The organism is Catenuloplanes nepalensis (assembly GCF_030811575.1).
GTDB classification, from domain to species: Bacteria; Actinomycetota; Actinomycetes; order Mycobacteriales; family Micromonosporaceae; genus Catenuloplanes; species Catenuloplanes nepalensis.
This window is the reverse complement of the sequence record NZ_JAUSRA010000001.1, coordinates 1,396,885-1,418,774: the sequence shown is the minus strand read 5'-3', so window position 1 is coordinate 1,418,774 and position 21,890 is coordinate 1,396,885. Positions and strand designations below refer to the sequence as shown.

Here is a 21,890-nt window from a genome sequence, read left to right as displayed (position 1 = left end):
TCCGTCAAGTGCCGGTTCCTACGCTTCGGACGAGCCTGGGAGGCACTGGTGACGGTGGACGGTGAGCGGGACGTGCTGGTCCGGCATCTGTATGACGAGTACGGGGATCCGCTGATGAAGTTCCTGACGCGGCTCACGTCGGAGCGGCAGCACGCCGAGGATCTGTTGCAGGAGACGATGCTGCGCGCCTGGCGGCACAGCGACAGCCTGCCCGAGGGGTGGGAGTCGCGGCGGCGGTGGCTGTTCACGGTCGCGCGGCGGCTGGCGATCGACGCGGCCCGGTTCCGGCGGAAGCGGCCGTCCGAGGTCGGCGCGCTGGACCTGACCCGGATGCCGGCCGACCGCGACGAGGCCGAGGCGGTGGTCGCCAAGCACACCGTGCGCGGCGCGCTGCCGCGGCTGAGCGAGGCGCACCGGACCGTGCTGGTCGCGCTCTTCCACCAGGGCCTGTCCCGGGCCGAGCTGGCCGCGGCGCTCGACGTGCCGGAGGGCACCATCAAGTCCCGCACCCACTACGCCCTTCGCGCGCTCCGCGACCTCGTCGAAAGCCAATAGCGGAAACCGTTTTCCCGCTTCCGGCGTGGCCACTTCCGCATGCTCCCGCGGGCACCGGCCGGCCGCGGGCGGCCTCCCTGCACGTCCGCGGGTGGCCGGCAGGAACCAGGCGGCTCCGGCCGAGTCCCGAGGAGGCGCGTCCCCACGGCCTCACGCCCCGCCGCGTGCCTGCGCGGCGCCGAGCACCGGGCCGGTCGGCAGCAGGCCGAGCAGGGCCGGGTCGACCACGGCGGGAGCGGTGGCGTCGTAGCCGAGCGTGGTCGCGGCCGCCGCGTCCGCCAGCGGATACTTCACGCCCGCGTCGGTGACCAGGTAGTACGTTCCCGAGGCGATCTCCCCCGGCCTCCCGCCGCGGACCAGCCCGCCGAGTCCCGGCTCGATCGCGATCGCGTCCGCGGTGCGCGCGCTACGGGTCACGCCGAGCCCGTCCCGCACCACTTCGAGCGCGCCCGGCGGGTCCTGCGCGGTGATCTCCGGCGCGGCGCCGGCGGACGTGGTCACGCACCAGTTCCCGCCGCCCGCCACCTCCGGTGGTTCCGCGGGCAGGCCGTCCGGCAGCGCCGGCGTGGTGGCGAGCGCGGCGGTGGCGAGCGCGGCCGGCCCGAGCGGCACGGCCGCGACCGGGACACCGCCGTACGCCGCCGCCGTCGCCGGATCGCCGAGCAGCAGCGCCGCCCCGGTGCCGGTCAGCCGGGCCAGCCCGTCCCGGCGCAGCAGGTAGTGCCGGGTGCCCACGTTGAAGATCTGGCCGACCCGGGTGTCCCGGCCGTCCAGGCGCGGCCCTGGCTCGCCACGGCCGGGCACGTCGACCGGCGCGAGGTCGGGCCCGGCCGGGATCAGGTCGAGCCAGGCGGCCGGGACGGCGAGCGGCGCGGTCTCGTAGCCGAGCACCGTGGAGATCCACGTTCCGGTGATCCGGTGCCGGTGCCCGGCCCGGATCAGGTACCGGTCGGCCGCGCCCGCGACCTGCGCGACGATCGCGGTCCCGTCGGCCGGCGGTGCGCCGGTGGGCGCGGTGGTGACCGCGAGCGCGGTCGCGGTCCGGTCGCCGCCGGCCAGGTCGCGGGCGGTGACCGCGCAGACGTTCCACCGGCTGCCGCCGAACCCGGCCGCGGGCAGCGTGTCCGGCGCACCGGCGATGCCGATCGGCTGCCCGTGCGGCACGCCGCGCAGCGACTTCCCGGAGACGGACATCGGCTGCGGGGGCGCGCCGAGCAGCAGCCGCGCGGACGCCAGGTTCAGCACCGGGTGCAGCCGGCCCTGCACGTACAGATAGCGGGTCCCGGTCTCCTTCTCCACCACCAGCGTGCCGGGGGTGCGCCAGCGCGTGGACCCGCCCGGCACCAGGAATCCGTAGAGCGTGAAGCCGCCGGCCACCAGCGCGGCGACGAGCAGGCCGAGCAGCAGCCCGGCCGAGGTGCGGCGGTGCGGCGTCTCCAGGCCGTCCGGTTCCGCGCTGACCAGCGCGGACGACAACCTGCCCATCAGGTACGACTGGGCCTGCGCCTGATCCCGGCGATTCTGCACGGCGGTCAGCCCCCGAGCGCCCGGAAGAAGCCGTACACGCCGAGCAGCGCCAGCAGCACCGGCAGCAGCGCGATCGTGGCCGTGCTCTGCGCGATGTCGCCGGCCCGCCCCCACCAGGGCATGAGCCGCCGTTCCGGCAGGATCCGGGACGTCACCAGCAGCACCGGCACGGCCGGGGCCAGCAGCAGGAGCGCGCCGAGCCGGACGACCGGGTCGAGCACCGCGAGCCCGTGCACCGCGGCGACGGTCAGCCCGGCCAGCGCCGGCGCCCCGGCGCTCGCCCGGTGGAACAGGCTGGTCATCGGCCGCGCGGACAGCAGCCAGACCAGCGCGGTGAGGCAGGCGAGCGTGGCCGGTGCCCAGCCGGGCGCGGCCGCGAGCAGCAGCACGGCCACGGTGACCGCGGCGCCGGCGCCGGCATAGAGGCCGGTCATGAACCGGTCGGTGACCCTGGCCCGGTCCAGCAGCGGCGGCGCCGGGATCGGCTCGACGTCCTCCTGTAGATGCTCGGGCCGGGTCGGTATCGGGGCGAGGCGCATCCCGGCCAGCCGGAACGCGAGCGGCGGCACGACCGGCAGCAGCGCGGTCGCGACGATCACCAGCACGCCGGCCGATCGCGGGCCGTCCAGCCCGGCGAAGAGCGCGGACGCGGACGCGGCCAGGCCGAGCAGCAGCGTGACCGAGACCGCGGTGAGCAGCGGGACGGCCGTGCCGAGCAGCCCGGCCGCGGTCACGGCCGCGGCGAGCCCGGCGGCGGTGCCGGCGAACAGTTGCGCCGCGGTCAGCGCGGCCGGGGCGAACGCGGCGTCGCCGGGTGCGAGCAGCGCGAGACCGCCGCAGGCCGCGAAGCCGACGCCGGCCAGCGCGAGCAGCACGCCGAACACGGTGTCCCCGGCCGCGCGGACGGTCGCGAACGCACCGGCCAGGGCGCCGGCCGCGAGCAGCAGCGCGATGCCGCCGCGCGGGCTGGCCGGGCCGGGCAGCCCGGTCGCGATCAGGCCGGTCGTCAGCAGCAGCGCGGTCACCAGCGCGATCGCCCAGCGGCTCATCTCCGGGCGCCAGAGGCCGGCCCGGTCGCGCACGCCGGTGGCCATGCCGTCGACCAGGTCGTCGAAGTCCGCCTCGGGCAGCTGCGCCGCGCGCGGGCGCAGGTGGACGACGTCGCCGTCGTGCAGGTCGTGCGCCGCGACCGACGTCTCGTCGTCCAGCGGTGGCGCGCCGAGCCGCTGCAGCACCCAGCCGCCGTGATCGAGGCCGCGGTCGGCGAGGCCGTCGCCGAGGTGGTGCAGCAGCGCCGGGAGCAGGTCGGCGACGAGGACGTGCGCGGGCACCGCGACCTCGATCTGCCGGTCCGGGCCGACCACGGTCAGCCGGCACATGTCGCTCGTCGCAGCAGCCGTCATGTGCCACACAACGGCGTACCCGCGAAGTGGTTCGAACGGTTCTTCGGTTCTGCCGTTGTGTGCCCGGAGGGATGACCGTGTGCCCGGAGGGATGACCATGTCGACCGTGTTGTTCCGGCGCCCCGCGCGGCGGCCGGGCCCGGAGATGCCCACCGGGGAACTCAACCTGCAGGAGCCGCCGGAGCTGCCGGAGGTGCAGCCGAACCGGTTGCGGTACGCGTTGCTGTTCCTGCCGATGGCGCTGATGTCCGGCGTGATGATGCTGCTGTTCTTCGGCCCGGCGCGCGGCGCGGTCACCTGGGTGATGGCCGGCATGATGGTGGTGGCGATGGGCGGCATGATGATCGGCCAGGCCATGTTCACCGGCGGTGACCGGCAGCGGCGGATCGGTGGTGACCGCCGCGACTACCTGCGCTACCTCGGGCAGAACCGGCGGCGGGTCCGGGGTTACGCGACCCGGCAGCGCGACTCCAGCCTGTGGCGGCACCCGGATCCGGCGGCACTGTGGACGGTCGCGATGACCACGCGCCGCTGGGAGCGGCGGCCGACCCACCCGGACTTCCTGGAGGTCCGGGTCGGCATCGGCGACCAGCGGCTGGCCGTGCGGATCTCGCCGATGCAGACCCGGCCGATCGAGGACCTGGAGCCGCTCTCCGCGATGGCGCTGCGCCGGTTCATCAAGGCCTACAGCGTGCTGCCGGACCAGCCGGTCGCGCTGTTCCTGCCCGGGTTCGCCCAGATCCGGGTGGCCGGCCCGGCCGTGGCGCGCCGCGCGCTGGCCACCGCGATCGTGGCGCAGCTGGTCACGCTGCACGCGCCGGAGGAGGTTCGGTTGGCGCTCTGCACCGGCTCGGACGGCACCGCCGCGTGGGAGTGGGCGAAGTGGCTGCCGCACGCGCAGTCCGGCACCGAGCAGGACGCGGCCGGCCCGGCCCGGCTGGCCGCGGACGGCGCGGACGGGCTGGAGCGGCTGCTCGGCGAGGAGTTCACCGAACGCGCGCGGTACGAGTCCGGCGCGGCCCCGGACCGGGACGAGCCGTTCGTGGTGGTGATCCGGGACGGCGGCCGGATCCCGGGCGGCAGCCGGCTCACCGGCGACGGCTACCGCAACACGGTGCTGATCGACCTGGACGACGCCGCGCCGTCCGCGTCCACGACCGTGCTGCTGCTGGAGGTGGACGGCGATCCGGCCGCGCTGACCATGGTCCGGCTGGACCGCACCGGGCAGGAGCACCGCACGCCGCTCGGGATCGCGGACGCGTGCGGGCCGGGCCGGGCGCGCGCGCTGGCCAGGCTGCTCTCCCCGTACCGGCTGGGGCTGGCTACCGAACTGGCCCAGGAGCCGATGAAGGCCGACTTCAGCCTGGGCACGCTGCTCGGCATCGCGGACCTGGAACGGCTGGACCTGGCCGCGGCGTGGGGCGGCCGGCCGGTCTCGCAGCGGCTGCGGGTGCCGATCGGCATCGACGCGTCCGGCGCGCCGGTCGACCTCGACCTGAAGGAGTCCGCGCTCGGCGGCATGGGACCGCACGGCATGCTCATCGGCGCCACCGGCTCCGGCAAGTCCGAACTGCTCCGCACACTCGTGCTCTCACTCGCCGCCACCCACTCCTCCGAAACGCTCAACCTCGTCCTCGTCGACTTCAAGGGCGGCGCCACCTTCCTCGGACTCGACCGCCTCCCGCACACCTCCGCCGTCATCACCAACCTCGCCGACGAAGCCGGACTCGTCCAGCGCATGCGCGACGCCCTCCACGGCGAACTCGTCCGCCGCCAGGAACTCCTCCGCGCCGCCGGCGGCTACAGCTCCGTCCTCGAATACGAACGCGCCCGCGCCGACGGCACCGCACTCGACCCGCTGCCCACACTCTTCGTCGTCGTCGACGAGTTCTCCGAACTCCTCGCCGCACACCGCGACTTCATCGACCTGTTCGTCATGATCGGACGCCTCGGCCGTTCCCTCGCCGTCCACCTCCTCCTCGCCAGCCAGCGCGTCGACGACGGCCGCATCGGACAACTCGAATCCCACCTCTCCTACCGCATCGGCCTCCGCACGTTCTCCGCCATGGAATCCCGCTCCGTCATCGGCGTCCCCGACGCCTACGAACTACCACCCTCACCCGGCAACGGATACCTGCGGATGGACGTCTCCACGCTGATCCGGTTCAAGGCCGCCTACGTCTCCGGACCACACACACCGAAGACCTCGCGGGTACGGCAGGAGGTCGTCCAACGGCAGGTCGTCCCGTACCTGCTGGAGCACGTGCCGCATCGGGAGACCCCGGCCGCGGAGGAGGCACCGGACCCGGCGGAGACCGAGACCGCGCGGCGCAGCGTGCTGGAGGTGGTCACCGGCCAGCTCGTCGACGCCGGCCCGCCCGCGCACCAGGTGTGGCTGCCGCCGCTGTCCGACTCCCCCACGCTCGACGCGCTCCTCGGCGCGCTGGTCCCGGGCCCCGGCACCGGCCTGCGCGCCCAGGACTGGCCCGGCTCCGGCCGGCTGGTCGTGCCGCTCGGCTTCATCGACAAGCCGTTCGAGCAGCTCCGCGACCTGCTGATGGTGGACCTGACCGGAGCGGGCGGGCACATCGGCGTGGCCGGCGGCACCCGCTCCGGCAAGAGCACGCTGCTGCGCACACTGATCTGCGCGCTCGCGCTCACCCACGGCCCGGCCGACGCCCAGTTCTACTGCCTCGACTTCGGCGGTGGCACGCTCGCCACGATCGGCGAGCTGCCGCACGTCGGCAGCGTCGCCGGCCGGCTCGACGCGGACCGGGTCGGCCGGACCGTCGCGGAGATCACCGCGCTGATCACGGCGCGCGAGCGGCGCTTCGCCGAGCTCGGCGTGGACGGCATGGCCACCTACCGGCGGATGCGGGCGGACGGGACGGCGGACGACCCGTACGGCGACGTGTTCCTGGTCGTCGACGGCTGGTTCACGCTCCGCCAGGAGTTCGAGGCGCTGGAGCCCGCGATGCGGCAGATCGCGGCGCGCGGCCTCACGTTCGGCGTACACCTCATCGTCAGCGCCACCCGCTGGTCGGAGATCAACCACGGGCTGCGCGACCAGATCGGCACGAAGCTGGAGCTGCGGCTCGGCGACGCGGTCGACTCCGCGATCGACCTGCGCCTGGCCGCGACCGTGCCGAAGGTGCCCGGTCACGGCCTCACGCCGGACAAGCTGCACTTCCTGGCCGCGCTGCCACGCATCGACGGTGACCCGGACCCGGAGACGACCGCGGACGGCGCACGCCGTCTCGCCGCGCTGGCAGCGGAGTTCTGGGACGGGCCGCCGGCGCCGCCGGTCCGCACGCTCCCGGCCGTGCTGGACGTCGCGGAACTGCCGCCGGCCGAGGGTGACCTGCGGGTGCCGCTCGGTCTGGACGAGGAGCGGATGCGGCCGTACTGGCACGACTTCGCCGAACTGCCGCACCTGACCGTACTCGGCGACGCGCAGGCCGGTAAGACGAACCTGCTGCGGCACGTCGCGGCCGCGATCGCCGGCCGGTTCGGCCCGGACGAGGCGCGCATCATGTTCGTGGACTACCGGCGCGTGCTGTTCGACGCGGTCCCGCCGGCGTACCGGCTGGGCTACTCGGTCTCGGCCGAGTCCACCGCGGACACGGTGGCGGACGCGGTCGCCGGGCTGCGCGGCCGGGTCCCCGGCAAGGACGTCACGCCGGAGCAGCTGCGCCGCCGCGACTGGTGGACCGGGCCGCGGCTGTTCGTCCTGGTCGACGACTTCGAGCTGGTGGCCGGCGCGGACAACCCGCTGCTGCCGCTGCTGCCCTACCTGCCGCACGGCACCGACATCGGCTTCCACCTGATCGTGGCGCGCGGCACCGCGAACCTGATGCGGCTGTCGATGGACCCGGTGCTGCGCCGGTTGCAGGAGGCGAACAGCCCGGACGTGGCGCTGTCCTGCCCGCCGAGCGAGGGCCCGCTGCTCGGCGGCGTGAAGGCCCGGCACCTGCCGCCGGGCCGGGCGATGGTGCTGACCCGGCGCGGCCACCGGACCGTGCAGACCCCGTTCGTCGGCGAGGCGGCGTGACGTACCTGCCGATCATGGTGGCGGTCCTGCTCGCCGGCGCACCGCCGGCGCTCCCGGACGGCGGCACCGCCTGCGCCGGCCCGTCCCCGGTCACCGAGACCGGGACCTCCTGGGCCGCCGGTACGCTCGCCGCGCCCGCCGTCTGGCCGCTCACCCGGGGCGCCGGCGTCACGGTCGCGGTGCTGGACACCGGCGTCAGCGCGGACGCGCCCGCGCTGGCCGGCGCGGTCCGGCCCGGCACCGACGTGGTCTCCGGCGGCACCGCCGACGACGACTGCCGGGGCCGGGGCACCGCGCTGGCCGGGATCGTCGCGGCCCGCCCGCAGCGCGGCTCCGGCGTGACCGGGATGGCCCCGGACGCGGCCGTGCTGCCGATCCGGATCGTCACGCCGGACGGCACGCTGACCCCGGCCGCGCTCGCCTCAGGCGTCCGCGCCGCGACCGCCGCCGGTGCCGGCGTCATCCTGATCGGAACCGGCGTCACCGCACCCGAACCCGGCCTGCGCGCCGCGGTCGCGGACGCGGTGGCCCACGACGTCCTGGTCGTCGCCGCAGCGAACGCGGTCACCGCCACGGCCGGGCCCGAACCTCCCGTCTGGTATCCGGCCGCGTTCGACGGCGTGCTCGCGGTCAACGCGGTCGGCACGGACGGCGTGCCCGGCGCGGTCGCGGAGACGGCCGGCACCGACCTGGCCGCGCCCGGCGCCGGCGCGGTCAGCATCGGACCGCACGGGACCGGCCACTACACGGTCTCCGGCACCGGCGTGGCCGCCGCGTTCGTGGCCGGCGCGGCCGTGCTCGTCCGCGCCTACCACCCCGGGCTGTCCGAGGCCGAGGTGCGCGCCCGGCTCGCCGCGACCGCGCGCCCCGGCACCCCGGCCATGGGCGCCGGCCTGCTCGACGCCTACGCCGCGGTCGCCGGGATCGCACCCGGCGAGGACGGCCGCCCCCGCACCGGTGCGGCCGCCCCGATCGTGGTCCCGCGCGCGCCCGGCCAGGACGCGCACACCGGCCGGGCCCTCGCGGTCGCGGCCGGCGCGCTGGCCGCGGCCGGCATCGCGATCACGGCCGAGCTCACCCGGCGCCGCTCCCGGCGGCGGCCGGCGTGACGTCCTCGACCCGCAGGATCCGCAGGTCGGCCACGGTCGGCGCGGTCAGGCCGCGGATCCGGCCGGCCTGCCGGGTGATCGAGGCGTCCAGCACCTGCCGGGCGTAGCGGCCGTTGCCGAACGCGCCGCCGCGCGGGGCGTGCTCGAAGTGCTCGCGCAGCGCCACCAGCGTGTCCCCCGGGCAGTCGTAGCCGCCCGCGCGAGCCAGGCCCTCGACGATCGCGACCAGCTCGTCCGCGGTGTACGGCGCGAACCGGATCCGGCGGGAGAAGCGCGAGGCCAGGCCCGCGTTCGCGGCCAGGAACGTCTCGATCTCGGCCTCGTAGCCGGCGACGATCACCACCACCTCGTCGCGGTGGTCCTCCATCAGCTTGACCAGTGTGTCGATCGCCTCGCGGCCGAAGTCGTTGCGCGCGTCCGGCGGCGCCAGCGTGTACGCCTCGTCGATGAACAGCACGCCGCCGCGCGCCCGGTCGAACGCCTCCCGGGTGCGGTGCGCCGTGTGCCCGACGTACTCGCCGACCAGGTCCGCGCGGGCGACCTCGACCACCTGGCCGCCGCGCAGCACGCCGAGCGCGGAGAGCAGCTCGCCGTAGAGCCGCGCGACCGTGGTCTTGCCGGTGCCGGGCGGGCCGGAGAAGACCAGGTGCCGGCCGACCGACGGCGCGGGCAGACCGGCCGCGACCCGGGTGCGCACCGTCATCAGCAGGTCGATCAGCTCCGCGACCTCGCGCTTCACCTCGTCCAGGCCGATCATGTTGCGCAAGCGGGACAGCAGCGCGTCGACCTCGGCACCGCCGGGCGCGGCGGGCACCCGTACCGCGTCGTCGCCCAGGTCCTGCGGCAGCAGCTGGGCCAGCTCCACGCCGGACGCGCCGGCCGCCTCGGAGAGCCGGAACGCCTGCCGGCTGATCATCTCCTCGAACACCTGGCGGGCCACCCGCGCGTTGCCGAACGACTCGGTGCGCGGCATCCGCTCGAACCAGGCGTGCAGCGCGGTCCGGGTGTCGTACTCCAGCGCGTAGTGGTTCTCCCGGCACATCGACTCGACGATGCTGACCAGCTCGTCGCTGCTGTAGCTGTCGAACTCGACGGTCTTCGCGAACCGCGAGCCGAGGCCCGGGTTCGCCGCCAGGAACGTGCGCATCTGCGTGGAGTATCCGGCCACGATCACCACCACCTCGTCCCGGTGGTCCTCCATCAGCTTGACCAGCGTGTCGACCGCCTCCCGGCCGAAGTCGTGGCCGCCGGCACCGTCCACCGGGGACAGCGTGTAGGCCTCGTCGACGAACAGCACGCCGCCGCGCGCCTGCATGAACCTCTCCGTGGTCTTCATGGCCGTGCCGCCGATGTGCTCGGCCACCAGGTCCGCGCGCGCCACCTCGACGATCGCGCCACCGCGCAGCACGCCGAGCGCGGCCAGGATCCGGCCGTAGAGCCGGGCCACCGTGGTCTTGCCGGTGCCGGGCGCGCCCGCGAACACCATGTGCCGGGACATCGGCGGCACCGGCAGGCCCGCGGCCGCGCGTCGCCGGCCCATCCGGTGCAGCCCGACCAGCGTCGCCACCTCGCGCTTCACGCCGGCCAGCCCGACCAGCGCGTGCAACTCGGCCAGCAGCCGCGCCTCCTCGCCGTCCTCCGGCACATTCTCGGCACCAGGTTTCGGGGGTACGGAAGCAGCCTCGCCGTCCGGCCCGATCACCCGCGCGGCACCGTCCGTGCGCAGCTGCGCGCCGCCGTTGCCGGTCAGCGCGGTCGCCACCAGCCGGACCGGCTCCGACGTCTCGACCTGCACGCCGCCGTCCGCGTTGCCGAGCACCTCGCAGCCCTGCAACTCGCCGCGCGAACCCGGCTCGAACCGCACGCCCGCACCGCCGCCGTCCCGCACCCGGGTCCGCAGCAGGCTCAGCTCCGCACCGCGCCGCGCGACCGCGCCCTCGGCCCGCGACCGGTCCACCTCACACCCGGTCGCACGCAGCGTGCCGTGCGCCTCCAGGCCCCGGACCGCGGCCCGGACCAGCAGGTCGTGCAGCTCCACCGTGGACCGGTCGTATGCGCCGACGCCGGCGCCGGCGCAGTCGTGCACGGTGCCGCCGCGGGCGCTGAGCCGCGCCTTGCCGGTCACCCGCAGGCCGTCGCCGGCCGGGTTCGTCACGTCGGCGCCGGACAGTTCCGCGGTCGCCTCCTCGGTCACCGCGACCCCGCCGGCCACGGACGGGCCGGTCAGCGTGAGCCGCACGGTGCCGGCGACGACCACGCCCGGGGCCAGCGTGCCGTCGCGCACGGCCGGCGCGGCCGAGCCGGCGGCCGCCAGCGCCGATCCACCCGGCCCGCCGGTGATCCGGCACCGCGCGATCGTGCCGGCCGCCTCGTCCAGCAGCACCAGCGCGTCCCCGGCCGCGGCCGTGACCGTGCAGTCGTCCAGCACGGCGGCGGCGGTGCCGGTCAGCAGCACGGCCGGGCCCTCGCCCGCGTCGATCTCGCAGCCGGTCAGCTCCGGGCGGCCGGCCGCGACCAGCACCACGGGCACGCCCGCGCGCCCGATCACGGTGTTCCGCAGCCGGACACCGCCGTCGTCCTCGACCGCGACCGCCGGGCCGTCCGTGCCGTGCACCCTGCACTCCTCCAGCAGGCCGGTGCCGCCCCGGGAGAGCACGCCGGCGCCGCGCACGTCCGTGATCACGCAGCGGCGGAACACCGGGCCGGCGCCGGACGCGATCACCACGCCCACGCTGCCGATCCCCTCGATCGTGGTGTCGGACAGCTCGCCGCCGCCGGACCGCTCGAACATCAGCCCGGCGCCGGACGGGTTCGTCACCCGGCTGCGGCGCGCGTCCAGCCGGCCGCCCGGCGCGTGCAGCGCCAGCACGCCCGCGCCGGTGACCGTCACGCCGTCCAGCACCACCCGGCCGGCCGCGACCTGCACCACCGGCATCGCCGCGCCGCCGCCGCGCACGTCCACGCCGGTCAGCACGACGGTCCCGCCGGCCACGAAGAGCGCCACGCCGTCGCCGCCGTCCAGCGTCACCGTGCCCGGCCCGTCCTCCGCGATCACGGTCACGTCCGCGCTGATCCGCAACTGCTCCCGGTACACGCCCGGCTGCACCACCACGGTCGCACCCGGCGCGGCCGACTCCAGCGCGGCCGTGATCGTCGGCAGGCAGCCCGGTTCCGTCCGGGACACCGCCACCATCGTGCTGCCGTTCACTCGGCCTCCTCCGCCGTCGTGTACCCGCGTCCCCGCTCGTCCCGGCCCGGCACCAGCGCGACACCGATCGTGGCCGGCGCGGCCGGGCCGAGCGCGGCCAGCCGCTCCCGGACGCTGTCCGCCCCGCGCCGCCCGCCGCCCGGCGGCACCTCCCGCAGCAGCGTGCGATCGTCGCCGCCGCTCAACACCTCGAACCGGGTGCCGGCCGGGAACACGGCCCGCCCACCGCCGGCCGCGGCCAGCACACCGAGCCGCCGGGCGCCGATCGACCAGATCAGCAGCTCCGTGCCGGGCTCGGGCGGTTCCTCGTCCGCGGACCGCGGCGCCCCGGGGAACGCGGCGTCCAGGAATCCCGGCTCGACGATGACCTCACCCGGCCGGTACGTGACGCCGGCCGGCACGCGCAGCACCAGCGGGCCGAGCACCACCGGCAGCCGGCGCAGTCCGAACGCGGCCGCGCGGGCCAGCACCATCGCCTCGTCGCCGGGCTCGGCCGGGTCCGGCGCCCGCAGCGCCGCGTTGATCCGGTCCCGTTCACCCAGCGCGTACGCGCGCACCGCGACCAGGCCGGCCGGCAGCCCCGGTGCGGAGAGCGCGGCCACCCGCAGGCCCGGCTCCTGCGCGAGCATCCGGGTCACCACCCGCGCGTAGCCGTCGTACCGCCCGGTCAGCACGGCCCGCACCGCGGCCTGATCGGCGGCGGACAGCGTGCCGCCGGTCGCCCGGTTCGGCGCCGCGACCCGGGCCGCGCCCGCGCCGTTCCGGTCGGCCGCCGGCTCCTCCGCCGACGCGGCCGGGACCTGCGCGACGGACGTCGCCGGCACTCCGGCCCGCGGGGCCGGCGGCGACGCGGGTGGCGGGGACACCGGTGCCGGCGGCCGCAGCCGGTCCAGCACGGCGGGCCGCTCCCATCGCCACCGCCCGGCCTCCACCGTGGCGGCGAACTCGGCACCGATCACGCCGGGCACTGCGTCCACCGGCGCCGGCACCTGTCCGGACGGCAGCGGCGCGGCCGTCTCCGGAAGCACCATGGATCCGGCCGGGACCGACGTCGGTGCCGGCCGGTCCTGCGCCGGTCCCGGCGGAACGTCAACCGCGGGCGACACCACCGAGGCCGACGCCGGTACCGATTCCGGAGCACCCGAGGCCAGCGGACCGTCAGCCGCAACCGGCTTCGACTGTGTCGGCGCCGATCCCGGCGGAACGTCAGTCAGTACCGATCCCGGCAGAGCCGAAGCCCGTGATGATTCCGGCGGATCCGGTTCGGCGTCGCCCGGTTCCGCGGTGCCCGGCTGTTCCCCCGGGCCGGCCGGTCCGGCGGGCGCCGGAAAGCGAGAACCGAGCACATCGACGGCACGGCCGTCCGTGTTCTCCAGCCGTGGGTGCCAGCGCCGGAACGTGCCGGTCGTCTCCAGCCCGCCGCCCGCCGCCGGGATGATCGCCGCGTCCGCGCCGACCACCGGCGACGCCAGTGCGTCCGCGAGCGCGCCCAGCAGGATGTCGGCCGCCCGCCCGCTCGGCGGAAGCCCGTCCATCCGCAGCACCAGCGGCGCCTCCGCCGCCCCGGCGACCGCGCGGATCGCACGCGCGACCGCGGCCGGTGGCGCCAGGCGCCCGGCCAGCCGAAAGCCCGACCGTCCGACATGGACCGTCACGATCCACGCGCCGTCGACCGCCCGGTCCTCGGCCGCCCGCTCCGCCGACTCGCCGTCGAGAAAGCTCCAGCCCTCCGGCGTCGCCCGCCCCAGGACCTCCGGCGTCGTGGGGCGCACAGCCACGTCGCCCCCCGTCGATTCCGGGCCCGAATCCGAAGCCGGCGCGGCCGGTCTCGCCTGCGCGGCACGCTCGTCCGCGGGCGCCCCGGCCGGTCGCGAGTCCACGACCACCCCGGCCCGACGCGCCTCCGCCGGGACCTCGGCCGGGCTCGGGACGGAAGACGCCCCGATCGGGCGCGAGTCCGGAACCGCCGGCGCCGGCCGGGCGGCCGGCGGCGCCTCGACCAGCAGCGCCTCCACCGGCAGCGCCTCCACCGGCAGCGCCTCCACCGGCAGCGCCTCCACCGGCAGCGCCTCCACCGGCAGCGCCTCCACCGGCAGCGCCTCCACCGGCGGCGCCTCGACCGGCGGCGCGGATCGTTCGCGCACGACCGGCGGCGCCGGCTGCCAGGAGTGGTCCGGGCGCAGCCGCAGGTCCGCGTCGATGCTGATCCAGGCCCCGGTCAGTACCTCGCCGGACGGCGTCACCGCCGGCGCCCGCAGCGGCACCGTGACCGTGCACCCGACCCGGTCCGCGAGCAGCCGGGCGTCCGCCGTGACGGTCGCCGGATCCGCGTACGGACCGAGCGGCACCAGCCGTACCCCCGATGCGGTTCCGCCCAGGTGTTCCGCCAGCACGTCCGGGAGCAGCTCGAACAGGTCCGGCCGGGCCGAGACCTCGCCGCTGCACACGACCGGCACGTGGCCGGGGTCGGACGGCAGCCCGGCCGGGACCGCCACGCCCGGCTCGGCCGCGGCGCGGAGCAGCAGCGCGTCACCCGAGGCCGCCACGACCGGCGCGGGACGTCGCATCACCGGCCTCCCCTCGCGGACCCGGCCGCGACCCGCCGCCGCCGCCGATCGCGGTCCCGTCCGTCACGGACCCGCCTGGCACACGACGACGGACTCCCGCCACCGGTTCACTTCCCTTCGACAGCGGCGCGCGCGTCGTGCTACCTTCCGACTCTCCCGTTAATGGGAACGGTTTTCAAGTCCGAAAACCTCGGGAAGGTAAAACCATGAACGCTCTGCGACGACGAGCGACAGCCGGCTCGGTCGCGGCGACCCTGCTGGCCGGCCTGCTCACGGCCACGCCGGCGCACGCCGCCGGCACCGTGGTGCTCTCCGCGGGCCACACCGACGCGATCGACGTGCATTACACGAACGGAGAGCTCGCGCTGCGGGTCAACGACGACACCGTCAGCCCGCCGGTCCCCCGCGCGGTCGAGGACGTCACGTTCCAGGTGCTCCCGGGCGCGCGGACCGAGGTCCCGGACCTCGCGGCCTTCGCGTTCCTGGGCGCGCCGGGCACGCCGATCTGGATGCTGCCGCAGGTCCAGGAGCCGGGGCTGCTCTGGCCCGGCTGGAACACGACCTCGCTCGCGCCCGGCACGTTCCGCGACGACCGCGTGCGGCTCAGCCTGACCGGCGTGGACGGGCCCGGCGCGGTCACCGTCTTCGACACCAGCTCGCTCGGCGAGCCGAACATCCGTTTCCGCAGCTCGGACGGGCTGCCCGACCGCATCGACGTGCCGGTCCACACGCACGCGCACGCCAGTTGGGTGTTCGGCGCGACCGGCCGCTACACGCTCACGTTCCAGGCCGACGCCACGCTGGCGGACGGCACCGCACTCACCACCGGCCCGGTCGGCTACTCGTTCCTGGTCGGCGACGCGATCGGGCTCTCCATCAACGGCCTGGCAAGCTCCTACTCGCCCGGACAGACCGTCACGCTCCAGGCCGTGCAGACGCCGCAGGGGCCGTCCACCGACTACCGGTGGTTCAGCCGCCGCACCGGCACGGACGCGTTCACCGAGATCGCGGGCGAGACCGGCGCGGCCTACCGGTTCACCGCCACCGAGGCGCTGGACAGGACCGAATACCAGGTCAGACTCGCGGACGGCACGGCGAGCGCACCGGTCACGCTGCGCGTCGCCTCATCACCACCACCATCCGGGGGTACGTCGAAGAGCGTCACCGCGTCGATCGATCCGTCGGCCGGCGCGCTCGTGATGAGCGTGCTGCCGGAGGACCGGGCGATCACGCTCCCGCCGGCCGCGCTCGCCCCAGGCGGTGACGCGTGGCAGACCGGCGGCGCGCTGCGGCCGGTCACCGTGACCGACACCCGCGCCGGCACGCCCGGCTGGAGCGTGGTCGGCCAGGTCTCCGGCGGCTTCCGCACGGACGGCGGCGCGTCGTTCGGCGCGGAGCACCTCGGCTGGACGCCCGCGGTCGTGTCGCAGGGCGCGGCGCAGGGCGTGCTGGCCGGCCCGGTCGCGACGCCCGGCACGTCCGGCCTCGGCACCGGCGCACTGCTCGCCACCGCCCCGGCCGGCGCGGGCCGCGGCACTGCGCGGCTCGACGCCCAACTCCGGTTGAGCGTCCCGACCGAGACCGCGCCCGGCACCTACACCGGCACGCTCACCCTCACCGCCATCTGACCCCTCCCACCTCGTGATCGAGGCGTCCCCATGCGGCTCCGACGGCATGCGGGACGCACCGATCACGGATGTGCCGCGCGCCGCCGACGGCCGCGGCACGCGGGGCGGCGGCCCATGCCCCCGCCCCCCGCACCCACCCCGGCCACCTCCTCCCCCGCACCGTGATCCAGGCAGCGGGCGGGCACCGATCGGACACATGCGATGCACAGGCTCCTCGGCCTGCTGATGACACCCCTGCTGGCCACCGCGCCGGTGCCGGCCCCGATGCCGGCCCCGGCGCCGTCCGCGCCCGCCGCGATCACCTGGTCCGTCGCGCCCTCCGGGCCGGCCGGGCCGGACGGGCGGCCGGCGCTGGACTACAAGCTCGATCCCGGTGCCACGCTGACGGATCACGTGGTGGTGGCGAACCACTCGCGGCAGACGCTGACGCTGCGGCTCTACGCCAGCGACGCGCTGACCACGGCGGAGGGCGGCTTCGACCTGCTGCCCGCGGACCGCGCGCCGGTCGACGCGGGCGCCTGGATCGTGCCGGAGCGCGACACGATCGTGCTGCCGTCCACGTCGCGCGTGGTCGTGCCGGTCACGGTCGCGGTCCCGGCGAACGCGACGCCGGGCGATCACGTCGGCGGAATCGTGGCGTCGCTGACCGCGCGGACCACCGGGCCGGACGGATCCGAGGTCTCGGTCGACCACCGGGTCGGCACGCGCGTGCACCTGCGGGTGACCGGTGCGCTGCGGCCGGAGCTGAGCGTGCGCGCGCCGCGGATCACCCGGCACACGTCGTGGAACCCGTTGCGGCTGCCCACGCTGACCGCCGCCTACACGGTCGCGAACACCGGCAACGTGCGGCTCGCCGGCGCGCCTTCCATCCGTACCCCCGGGAAGGCTTTCGACCTGCCGGACCTGCCGCAGATCCTGCCCGGCCGCGAGATGCGTGCGACCGCGACGACCGGTGGCGTGTGGCCGCTGTTCCGGGTGCCGGTGGAACTCGCGGTCCAGCCGGTGCCGATGGACGGGCAGCCGCTCGATCCGGCGCCGGCGACCGCGGTCGCTCGTACCACGGTCTGGCTCGTGCCCTGGTCCCAACTGGCCGCGCTCGGTGCGCTCCTGCCGCTGGTGGCGGCCGGGCTGCTGCTTCGCCGGCGTCGGCGGCTGCGGACCGCCGCCGCGCTCGCGGAGGCCGAGCGGCGTGGCCGTGATCGTGCCCTTTCGTCCCTGAAGGAGTCCACATCATGACGAGACGTTTCCGTGCGGCCGCGGCGATGGCCGCGTCGCTGACCATGCTGGCGATGACCGGCGCGCCGGGTGCGGCCGTCGCCGCGCCGGCCAACCCGTCCGCGGACGGCGCCGGCCTGCTGTCGATCGATCGCGAGGACGGTGGCGCGCTGTCGCTGCGGTTCCGCGACGCGGCCGGGACCGTGCGCGATCCGGGCGGCCTGCGCTTCGGGCCCGGCGGCGGGCTGTCCACGACCGTGCCGGCCGATCCGGCCTACGCGTTCCTGGGCACGCCCGGCCGTGCGGTCTGGTCCCTGTCCGCCGGCGGCGGCCACTTCCCTTCGATCGACACCACGGGGGTACGCGGCGGGGGCGCGCTCTCGCTGCGTCTGACCGATGTGGACGGTCCCGGCGGGTTCGCGGCCTACACGGTGTCGCGCTGGGGCCGGCCGGCCGTGCTGCTGGACAGCGACGGGCCGGCCGAGGCCACGCTGACCGCGGGGACGCGGCTGCCGAACGTGGCCTGGACGTTCGACACGGCCGGCGTCCACCGGCTCACCTTCACCGTCTCCGGCGCGGCCGGCACCGATGCGGGCACGGCGTCAGCGGTCTACACGGTCACGGTCCCGGAGATCACTCCAGCGGCTCCCGCGCCGGCACCGCCGGCTGCGGCACCGGCCGCCCCGGCCCCGCCCGCGCCGGTCACTCCAGCCCTGCCCGCGCCGGCCACTCCAGCCCCGCCCCCGGACGGCACATCGCCGGACGACTCCGCCGCCGACTCCTCCGCGCCCGGCCCGGCCGAAGCGGGCTCCACACCGGACTCGTCGGCTCAGGCCCGCGCCCAGGCCCAGGCCCAGGCGCCCGCCGCCGAGGCCGGGGCCGCCGCCACCACGGTCGCGCCCGCGAGCGGCACCGTGATCAGCGACGGCCACGTGGACATGGGGCCGACGCTGGAGAACGGCACCTGGCGGATCAGGCTGAAGGACGACGCCGCCACCCCGCCGGTCTGGCGCGAGCTGTCCGACGTGGTGCTGAAGGTGTCGGACAAGGCGAGGATCCCGGTCCCGGCCGGCACCGGCTACGCGTTCCTCGGCACGGCCGGCGCGCGGATCCACATGCTGCCGCAGACCCAGCAGTCCGGCATCGTCTGGCCCGGCTGGAACACCCAGCACGCCACGGTCACGTCCGGCGTCGACGGCGACGTCACCTGGAATCTCAAGGGCGTACAGGGCCCGGGCGCGTTCAAACTGTTCCTGGCCGGATCGTTCGGTGCGCCGCAGGTGCTGTTCGACTCCGCGAAGGCGATGCCGCAGAAGCTCGCGATCCCGCTGAACACGCACGCGCACGGCAACTGGGCGTTCACCGCGCCCGGCCTCTACCGCCTCTCCGTCGAGATGACCGCCACCACCAAGGCCGGCAAGGCCGTCGCCGACACGCGCACGCTGACCATCGCGGTCGGCGACGCGACGGACGCGGGCGCGGGCTTCACCGGCGGCGGGTCCGACTCCGGCGGCACGGACACCGGCACGGACACCGGCACCGGGCAGAGCGGCGGGCGGCTGCCGCTCACCGGCGGCAGCGTGCTGACCGTCGTGGCGGCCGGCGCGGTCCTGGTCGTGCTCGGCCTCGCCGCCGTCGTGATCAGCCGGCGCCGAACCGTGACCCACGACACGCTTCCCCACTCTTAATGAAAACGATTATCGTTTGGCGAGAGTCATCCACTGGGGACGGCTCATCGATGGGAGAACGCATGCGACACTCCATCCGCCTGCTCGCCGGCACCGGCGCCGTGGCCGCCGCGCTGGTCGCGGCCGCCGGCCCGGCCCAGGCGTACACCGCACCGGCCGTGCTCAGCGCCGGCCACGTCGACGCGATCGACGTGGAGTTCGAGGACGGCGCGCTCGAGCTCGCGATCCACGACGAGAACAGCGACTCCGAGTTCGCGCCGTCCGAGGCCGTGCTGCTGGTCAAGCGCGAGGCGAAGACCGCGATCCCGGCCGAGGAGGCCTACGCGTTCCTCGGCAGCGCCGGCCAGCCGGTCTGGGTGCTTCCGCAGGTGCAGGACCCGGAGCTGCTCTTCGCCGGGCTGTCCGCCGAGGAGCTGGAGGCCGGCGTGTTCACCGGCGACACGGTCCGGATCAACCTCACCGGCGTGCAGGGCCCGGGCGACATCGCGATCTTCACGCAGGACGCGGTCGGCGCGCCCACCGTGCTCGCGGACGACACCGACGGCCTGCCGGACACGCTGTCGATCGGCGTCGGCGACCACGAGCACGTCAACTGGGCGTTCGACCGGGCCGGCACCTACCGGTTCACGGTCACCGCGTCCGCCACGCTGGCCGCCACCGGCGAGACCGTCACGTCCGAGCCGGCCGTCTACACGTTCCGGGTGCAGCGATGAAGGTCGCGGTCGCGCTGATCGCGGCCGTCGCCTCCACGCTGATCGCGGCACCGGCGCAGGCCGCGCCGGTCACGCTGACGGCCGGGCACGTCGACGTGCTCGACGTCGACTACGCCGGCGGCGCGCTCACGCTGGACCTGCGGGACGGCACCGGCGCCACCCCGGTCGACCGGGACCCGGCGGACGTCACGCTCGGCGTGCCGGCCGCCGCGAAGGTCACCGTGCCCAGCGGCAGCGCGTGGTCGTTCCTCGGCACGCCGGGCAGCACGGTCTGGGTGCTGCCGCAGTCACAGAACCCGAACCTGCTCTACGCGGGCTGGGACACCGCCGGGGTCGCGTCCGGCGCGGTGCAGGGGAACACGCTGACGTTCCGGCTCACCGGGGTCAGCGGGCCCGGCCGGTTCAGCGTCTACACGACCAGCGCGTTCGGCACGCCGACGAAGCTGTTCGACTCCGGTGACGGCCTGCCGGACAGCGGGACCGTGGCGACCGCGGCGCACGCCCACGCGAACTGGGCGTTCAGCGCGGCCGGCACCTACGCGGTGACGTTCGAGGTCACGGCGACCACACCGTCCGGCGCCGCGCTCACCACGGGCGCGCGGACGTACACCTTCCAGGTTTCGAACTAGATCGGGCCGCGGTCCCGCTCCACCGGAATTGGAGCGGGACCGCGACTCCCACCAGCGTACGGAGATCAGATGAGGGTGCTGCTCGCGGTGCTCAGCGTGCTTGCCCTGACCGGGTGCGCGGCGCCGCCCGCGTTCACCGGCGACGAGGGCCGGGTGCAGGTCGTCACCACCACCGGCATCCTCGCCGACCTGGTCCGCAACGTCGGCGGCGACCGGGTGCTGGTCGACTCGCTGGTGCCGGACGACGCGGACCCGCACGGCTACGAGCCGACCCTGCGCGACGTGCGCAACACGGTCTACGCGGACCTGGCGTTCAGCAACTACCTGCTGCTCGAACCGGCCGCCGTGATCAAGGCGCTGGACGCGAACCTGCGCGACGGCATCCCGAACGTCTCGCTGGCCGAGGGCGCCACGAAGTACGCCGCCGAGATCATCCCGCTGGTCGAGAACGTCTCGCTGGACACGATCTGGCTCGGCCTGCGCGCCCGCGGCACCGGCTCGGCCTACGGCGTCACCCGCTCCTCCGACGTCCGTCTCACCGCGGTCCGCGCGGAGGGACCCGGGCGGTTACTCGCCTATCTGACCGGCTCGTTCGGCAAGCCGGAGATGGTATTCGACTCCTCGGAAAAGCAGGGCACCGTCGTGCTGCCGGCCGACGCGCACACGCACATGAGCTGGGCGTTCACCGAGCCGGGCGTCTACCGGCTGACGCTGCGCGCGGACCTGGCGATCGAGGCGGACGCCGGTGCCGTGCCGCTCGGCGAGAACACGTTCACGTTCGCGGTCGGCGTCGACCCGCACGGCGTCCCCGGCATGGCCGGCGCGGACGTGCTCGGGCAGGGCCACGCGGATCTGACCGCGGACATCGACACCGGCGAGCTGTACCTCTACGCGGACCCGCACGGCGGCGGCGAGTCCGGCCAGCACCGGCACGACCCGGCGCGGACCGTGATCGAGGTGCCGGCCAAGGCGCTGCAGGAGGTGCCCGGCGGCACCGCGTTCCGGTTCCTCGGCCGGGACCGGGTCTACCAGCTGCCGCAGGCCGTGCTGGGCCGGCACGTGCACGGCGAGATCGACCCGCACCTGTGGCAGGACGCCGGCAACGCGATGGCCTACACCGAGCTGATCCGGGACACGCTGATCGGCGTCGACCCGGCCGGGACCGGCACCTACCGGGAGAACGCGGACCGCTACCTGCGCGAGCTGACCACATTGGACGCCTACCTGACCGGCACGATCGCGTCGATCCCGGCGTCGCGGCGCTACCTGGTCACCACGCACGACGCGTTCGGCTACCTGGCCAAGGCGTACGGCATCCCGGTCGCGGGCTTCGTCACGCCGAACCCGGCGGCCGAGCCGAGCCTGGCCGACCGCCGCAAGCTCACCGAGACGCTGCGCACGCTCGAGATCCGGGCCGTGTTCCTGGAGCCGAACCTGCGCGCCCGCTCGTCCACGCTGGTCGAGGTCGCGCGCGAGCAGGACGTCGCGGTCTGCGACATCTACGGCGACACGTTCGACGGCCGGATCACCACGTACCTCGCGATGATGCGCTTCAACGCGGACTCGCTCAAACGCTGCCTCTCCTAAGGAAAACGCT

Annotated in this window: 13 protein-coding genes; 9 read left to right on the top strand and 4 right to left on the bottom strand. The window is 75.7% G+C overall.

The features are described from left to right. The first annotated feature begins 75 nt into the window (after positions 1–75). A complete protein-coding gene (locus J2S43_RS05920; protein ID WP_306839211.1) occupies positions 76–555 on the top strand; it encodes a sigma-70 family RNA polymerase sigma factor in 480 nt (159 codons plus the stop codon). A 150-nt stretch (positions 556–705) separates the two neighbouring features. Here the strand turns inward: J2S43_RS05920 and eccB are convergent, their stop codons facing one another. Both eccB and eccD read right to left on the bottom strand, forming a co-directional pair. Continuing rightward, complete coding sequence (gene eccB / locus J2S43_RS05915) at positions 706–2,082, bottom strand: type VII secretion protein EccB (protein WP_306827554.1); 1,377 nt, start codon at positions 2,080–2,082, stop codon at positions 706–708. Positions 2,083–2,087: 5 nt separating this feature from the next. Beyond that, the gene (gene eccD / locus J2S43_RS05910) at positions 2,088–3,485 is read right to left on the bottom strand and encodes a type VII secretion integral membrane protein EccD (protein WP_306827553.1); all 1,398 of its coding nucleotides are present in this window, start codon (positions 3,483–3,485) and stop codon (positions 2,088–2,090) included. A 97-nt stretch (positions 3,486–3,582) separates the two neighbouring features. Here eccD and eccCa point away from each other — a divergent pair, with 97 nt between their 5' ends. Then, positions 3,583–7,536, top strand: a complete 3,954-nt coding sequence (gene eccCa / locus J2S43_RS05905) for a type VII secretion protein EccCa (protein WP_306827552.1) — start codon at positions 3,583–3,585, stop codon at positions 7,534–7,536. Beyond that, positions 7,533–8,645, top strand: a complete 1,113-nt coding sequence (locus tag J2S43_RS05900; protein ID WP_306827551.1) for a S8 family serine peptidase — start codon at positions 7,533–7,535, stop codon at positions 8,643–8,645. The genes eccCa and J2S43_RS05900 overlap by 4 nt, the downstream gene beginning before the upstream one ends. On the opposite strand, the gene J2S43_RS05895 is transcribed toward J2S43_RS05900, so the two are convergent. After that, complete coding sequence (locus tag J2S43_RS05895) at positions 8,611–11,853, bottom strand: AAA family ATPase (RefSeq protein ID WP_306827550.1); 3,243 nt, start codon at positions 11,851–11,853, stop codon at positions 8,611–8,613. The two genes, J2S43_RS05900 and J2S43_RS05895, sit on opposite strands and share 35 nt — an antisense overlap. Beyond that, positions 11,850–14,420: a hypothetical protein gene (locus J2S43_RS05890; protein WP_306827549.1), complete on the bottom strand. Its 2,571-nt coding sequence runs from the start codon at positions 14,418–14,420 to the stop codon at positions 11,850–11,852. The genes J2S43_RS05895 and J2S43_RS05890 overlap by 4 nt, the downstream gene beginning before the upstream one ends. Positions 14,421–14,626: 206 nt before the next feature. On the opposite strand from J2S43_RS05890, the gene J2S43_RS05885 reads away from it, so the two are divergent. The 6 genes from J2S43_RS05885 (at position 14,627) to J2S43_RS05860 (ending at position 21,880) form a co-directional block, all read left to right on the top strand. Continuing rightward, a complete protein-coding gene (locus tag J2S43_RS05885) occupies positions 14,627–16,048 on the top strand; it encodes a choice-of-anchor M domain-containing protein (RefSeq protein ID WP_306827548.1) in 1,422 nt (473 codons plus the stop codon). A gap of 201 nt (positions 16,049–16,249) precedes the next feature. Then, the gene (locus tag J2S43_RS05880; protein ID WP_306827546.1) at positions 16,250–17,284 is read left to right on the top strand and encodes a WxL protein peptidoglycan domain-containing protein; all 1,035 of its coding nucleotides are present in this window, start codon (positions 16,250–16,252) and stop codon (positions 17,282–17,284) included. Next, entirely contained in the window at positions 17,281–18,951 is a 1,671-nt protein-coding gene (locus J2S43_RS05875) for a TIGR03773 family transporter-associated surface protein (protein WP_306827545.1), read from the top strand. Before J2S43_RS05880 ends, J2S43_RS05875 begins: the two co-directional genes overlap by 4 nt. A gap of 62 nt (positions 18,952–19,013) precedes the next feature. Then, positions 19,014–19,664 (top strand): choice-of-anchor M domain-containing protein, encoded by a 651-nt coding sequence (locus J2S43_RS05870; protein ID WP_306827544.1) that lies wholly within the window; start codon positions 19,014–19,016, stop codon positions 19,662–19,664. Next, positions 19,661–20,293 carry a choice-of-anchor M domain-containing protein gene (locus J2S43_RS05865; protein WP_306827542.1) on the top strand — a complete coding sequence of 211 codons (633 nt, stop codon included), beginning with the start codon at positions 19,661–19,663 and terminating at the stop codon, positions 20,291–20,293. The genes J2S43_RS05870 and J2S43_RS05865 overlap by 4 nt, the downstream gene beginning before the upstream one ends. A gap of 69 nt (positions 20,294–20,362) precedes the next feature. Then, positions 20,363–21,880: an anchored repeat ABC transporter, substrate-binding protein gene (locus J2S43_RS05860; protein ID WP_306827541.1), complete on the top strand. Its 1,518-nt coding sequence runs from the start codon at positions 20,363–20,365 to the stop codon at positions 21,878–21,880. Positions 21,881–21,890: the final 10 nt, after the last annotated feature.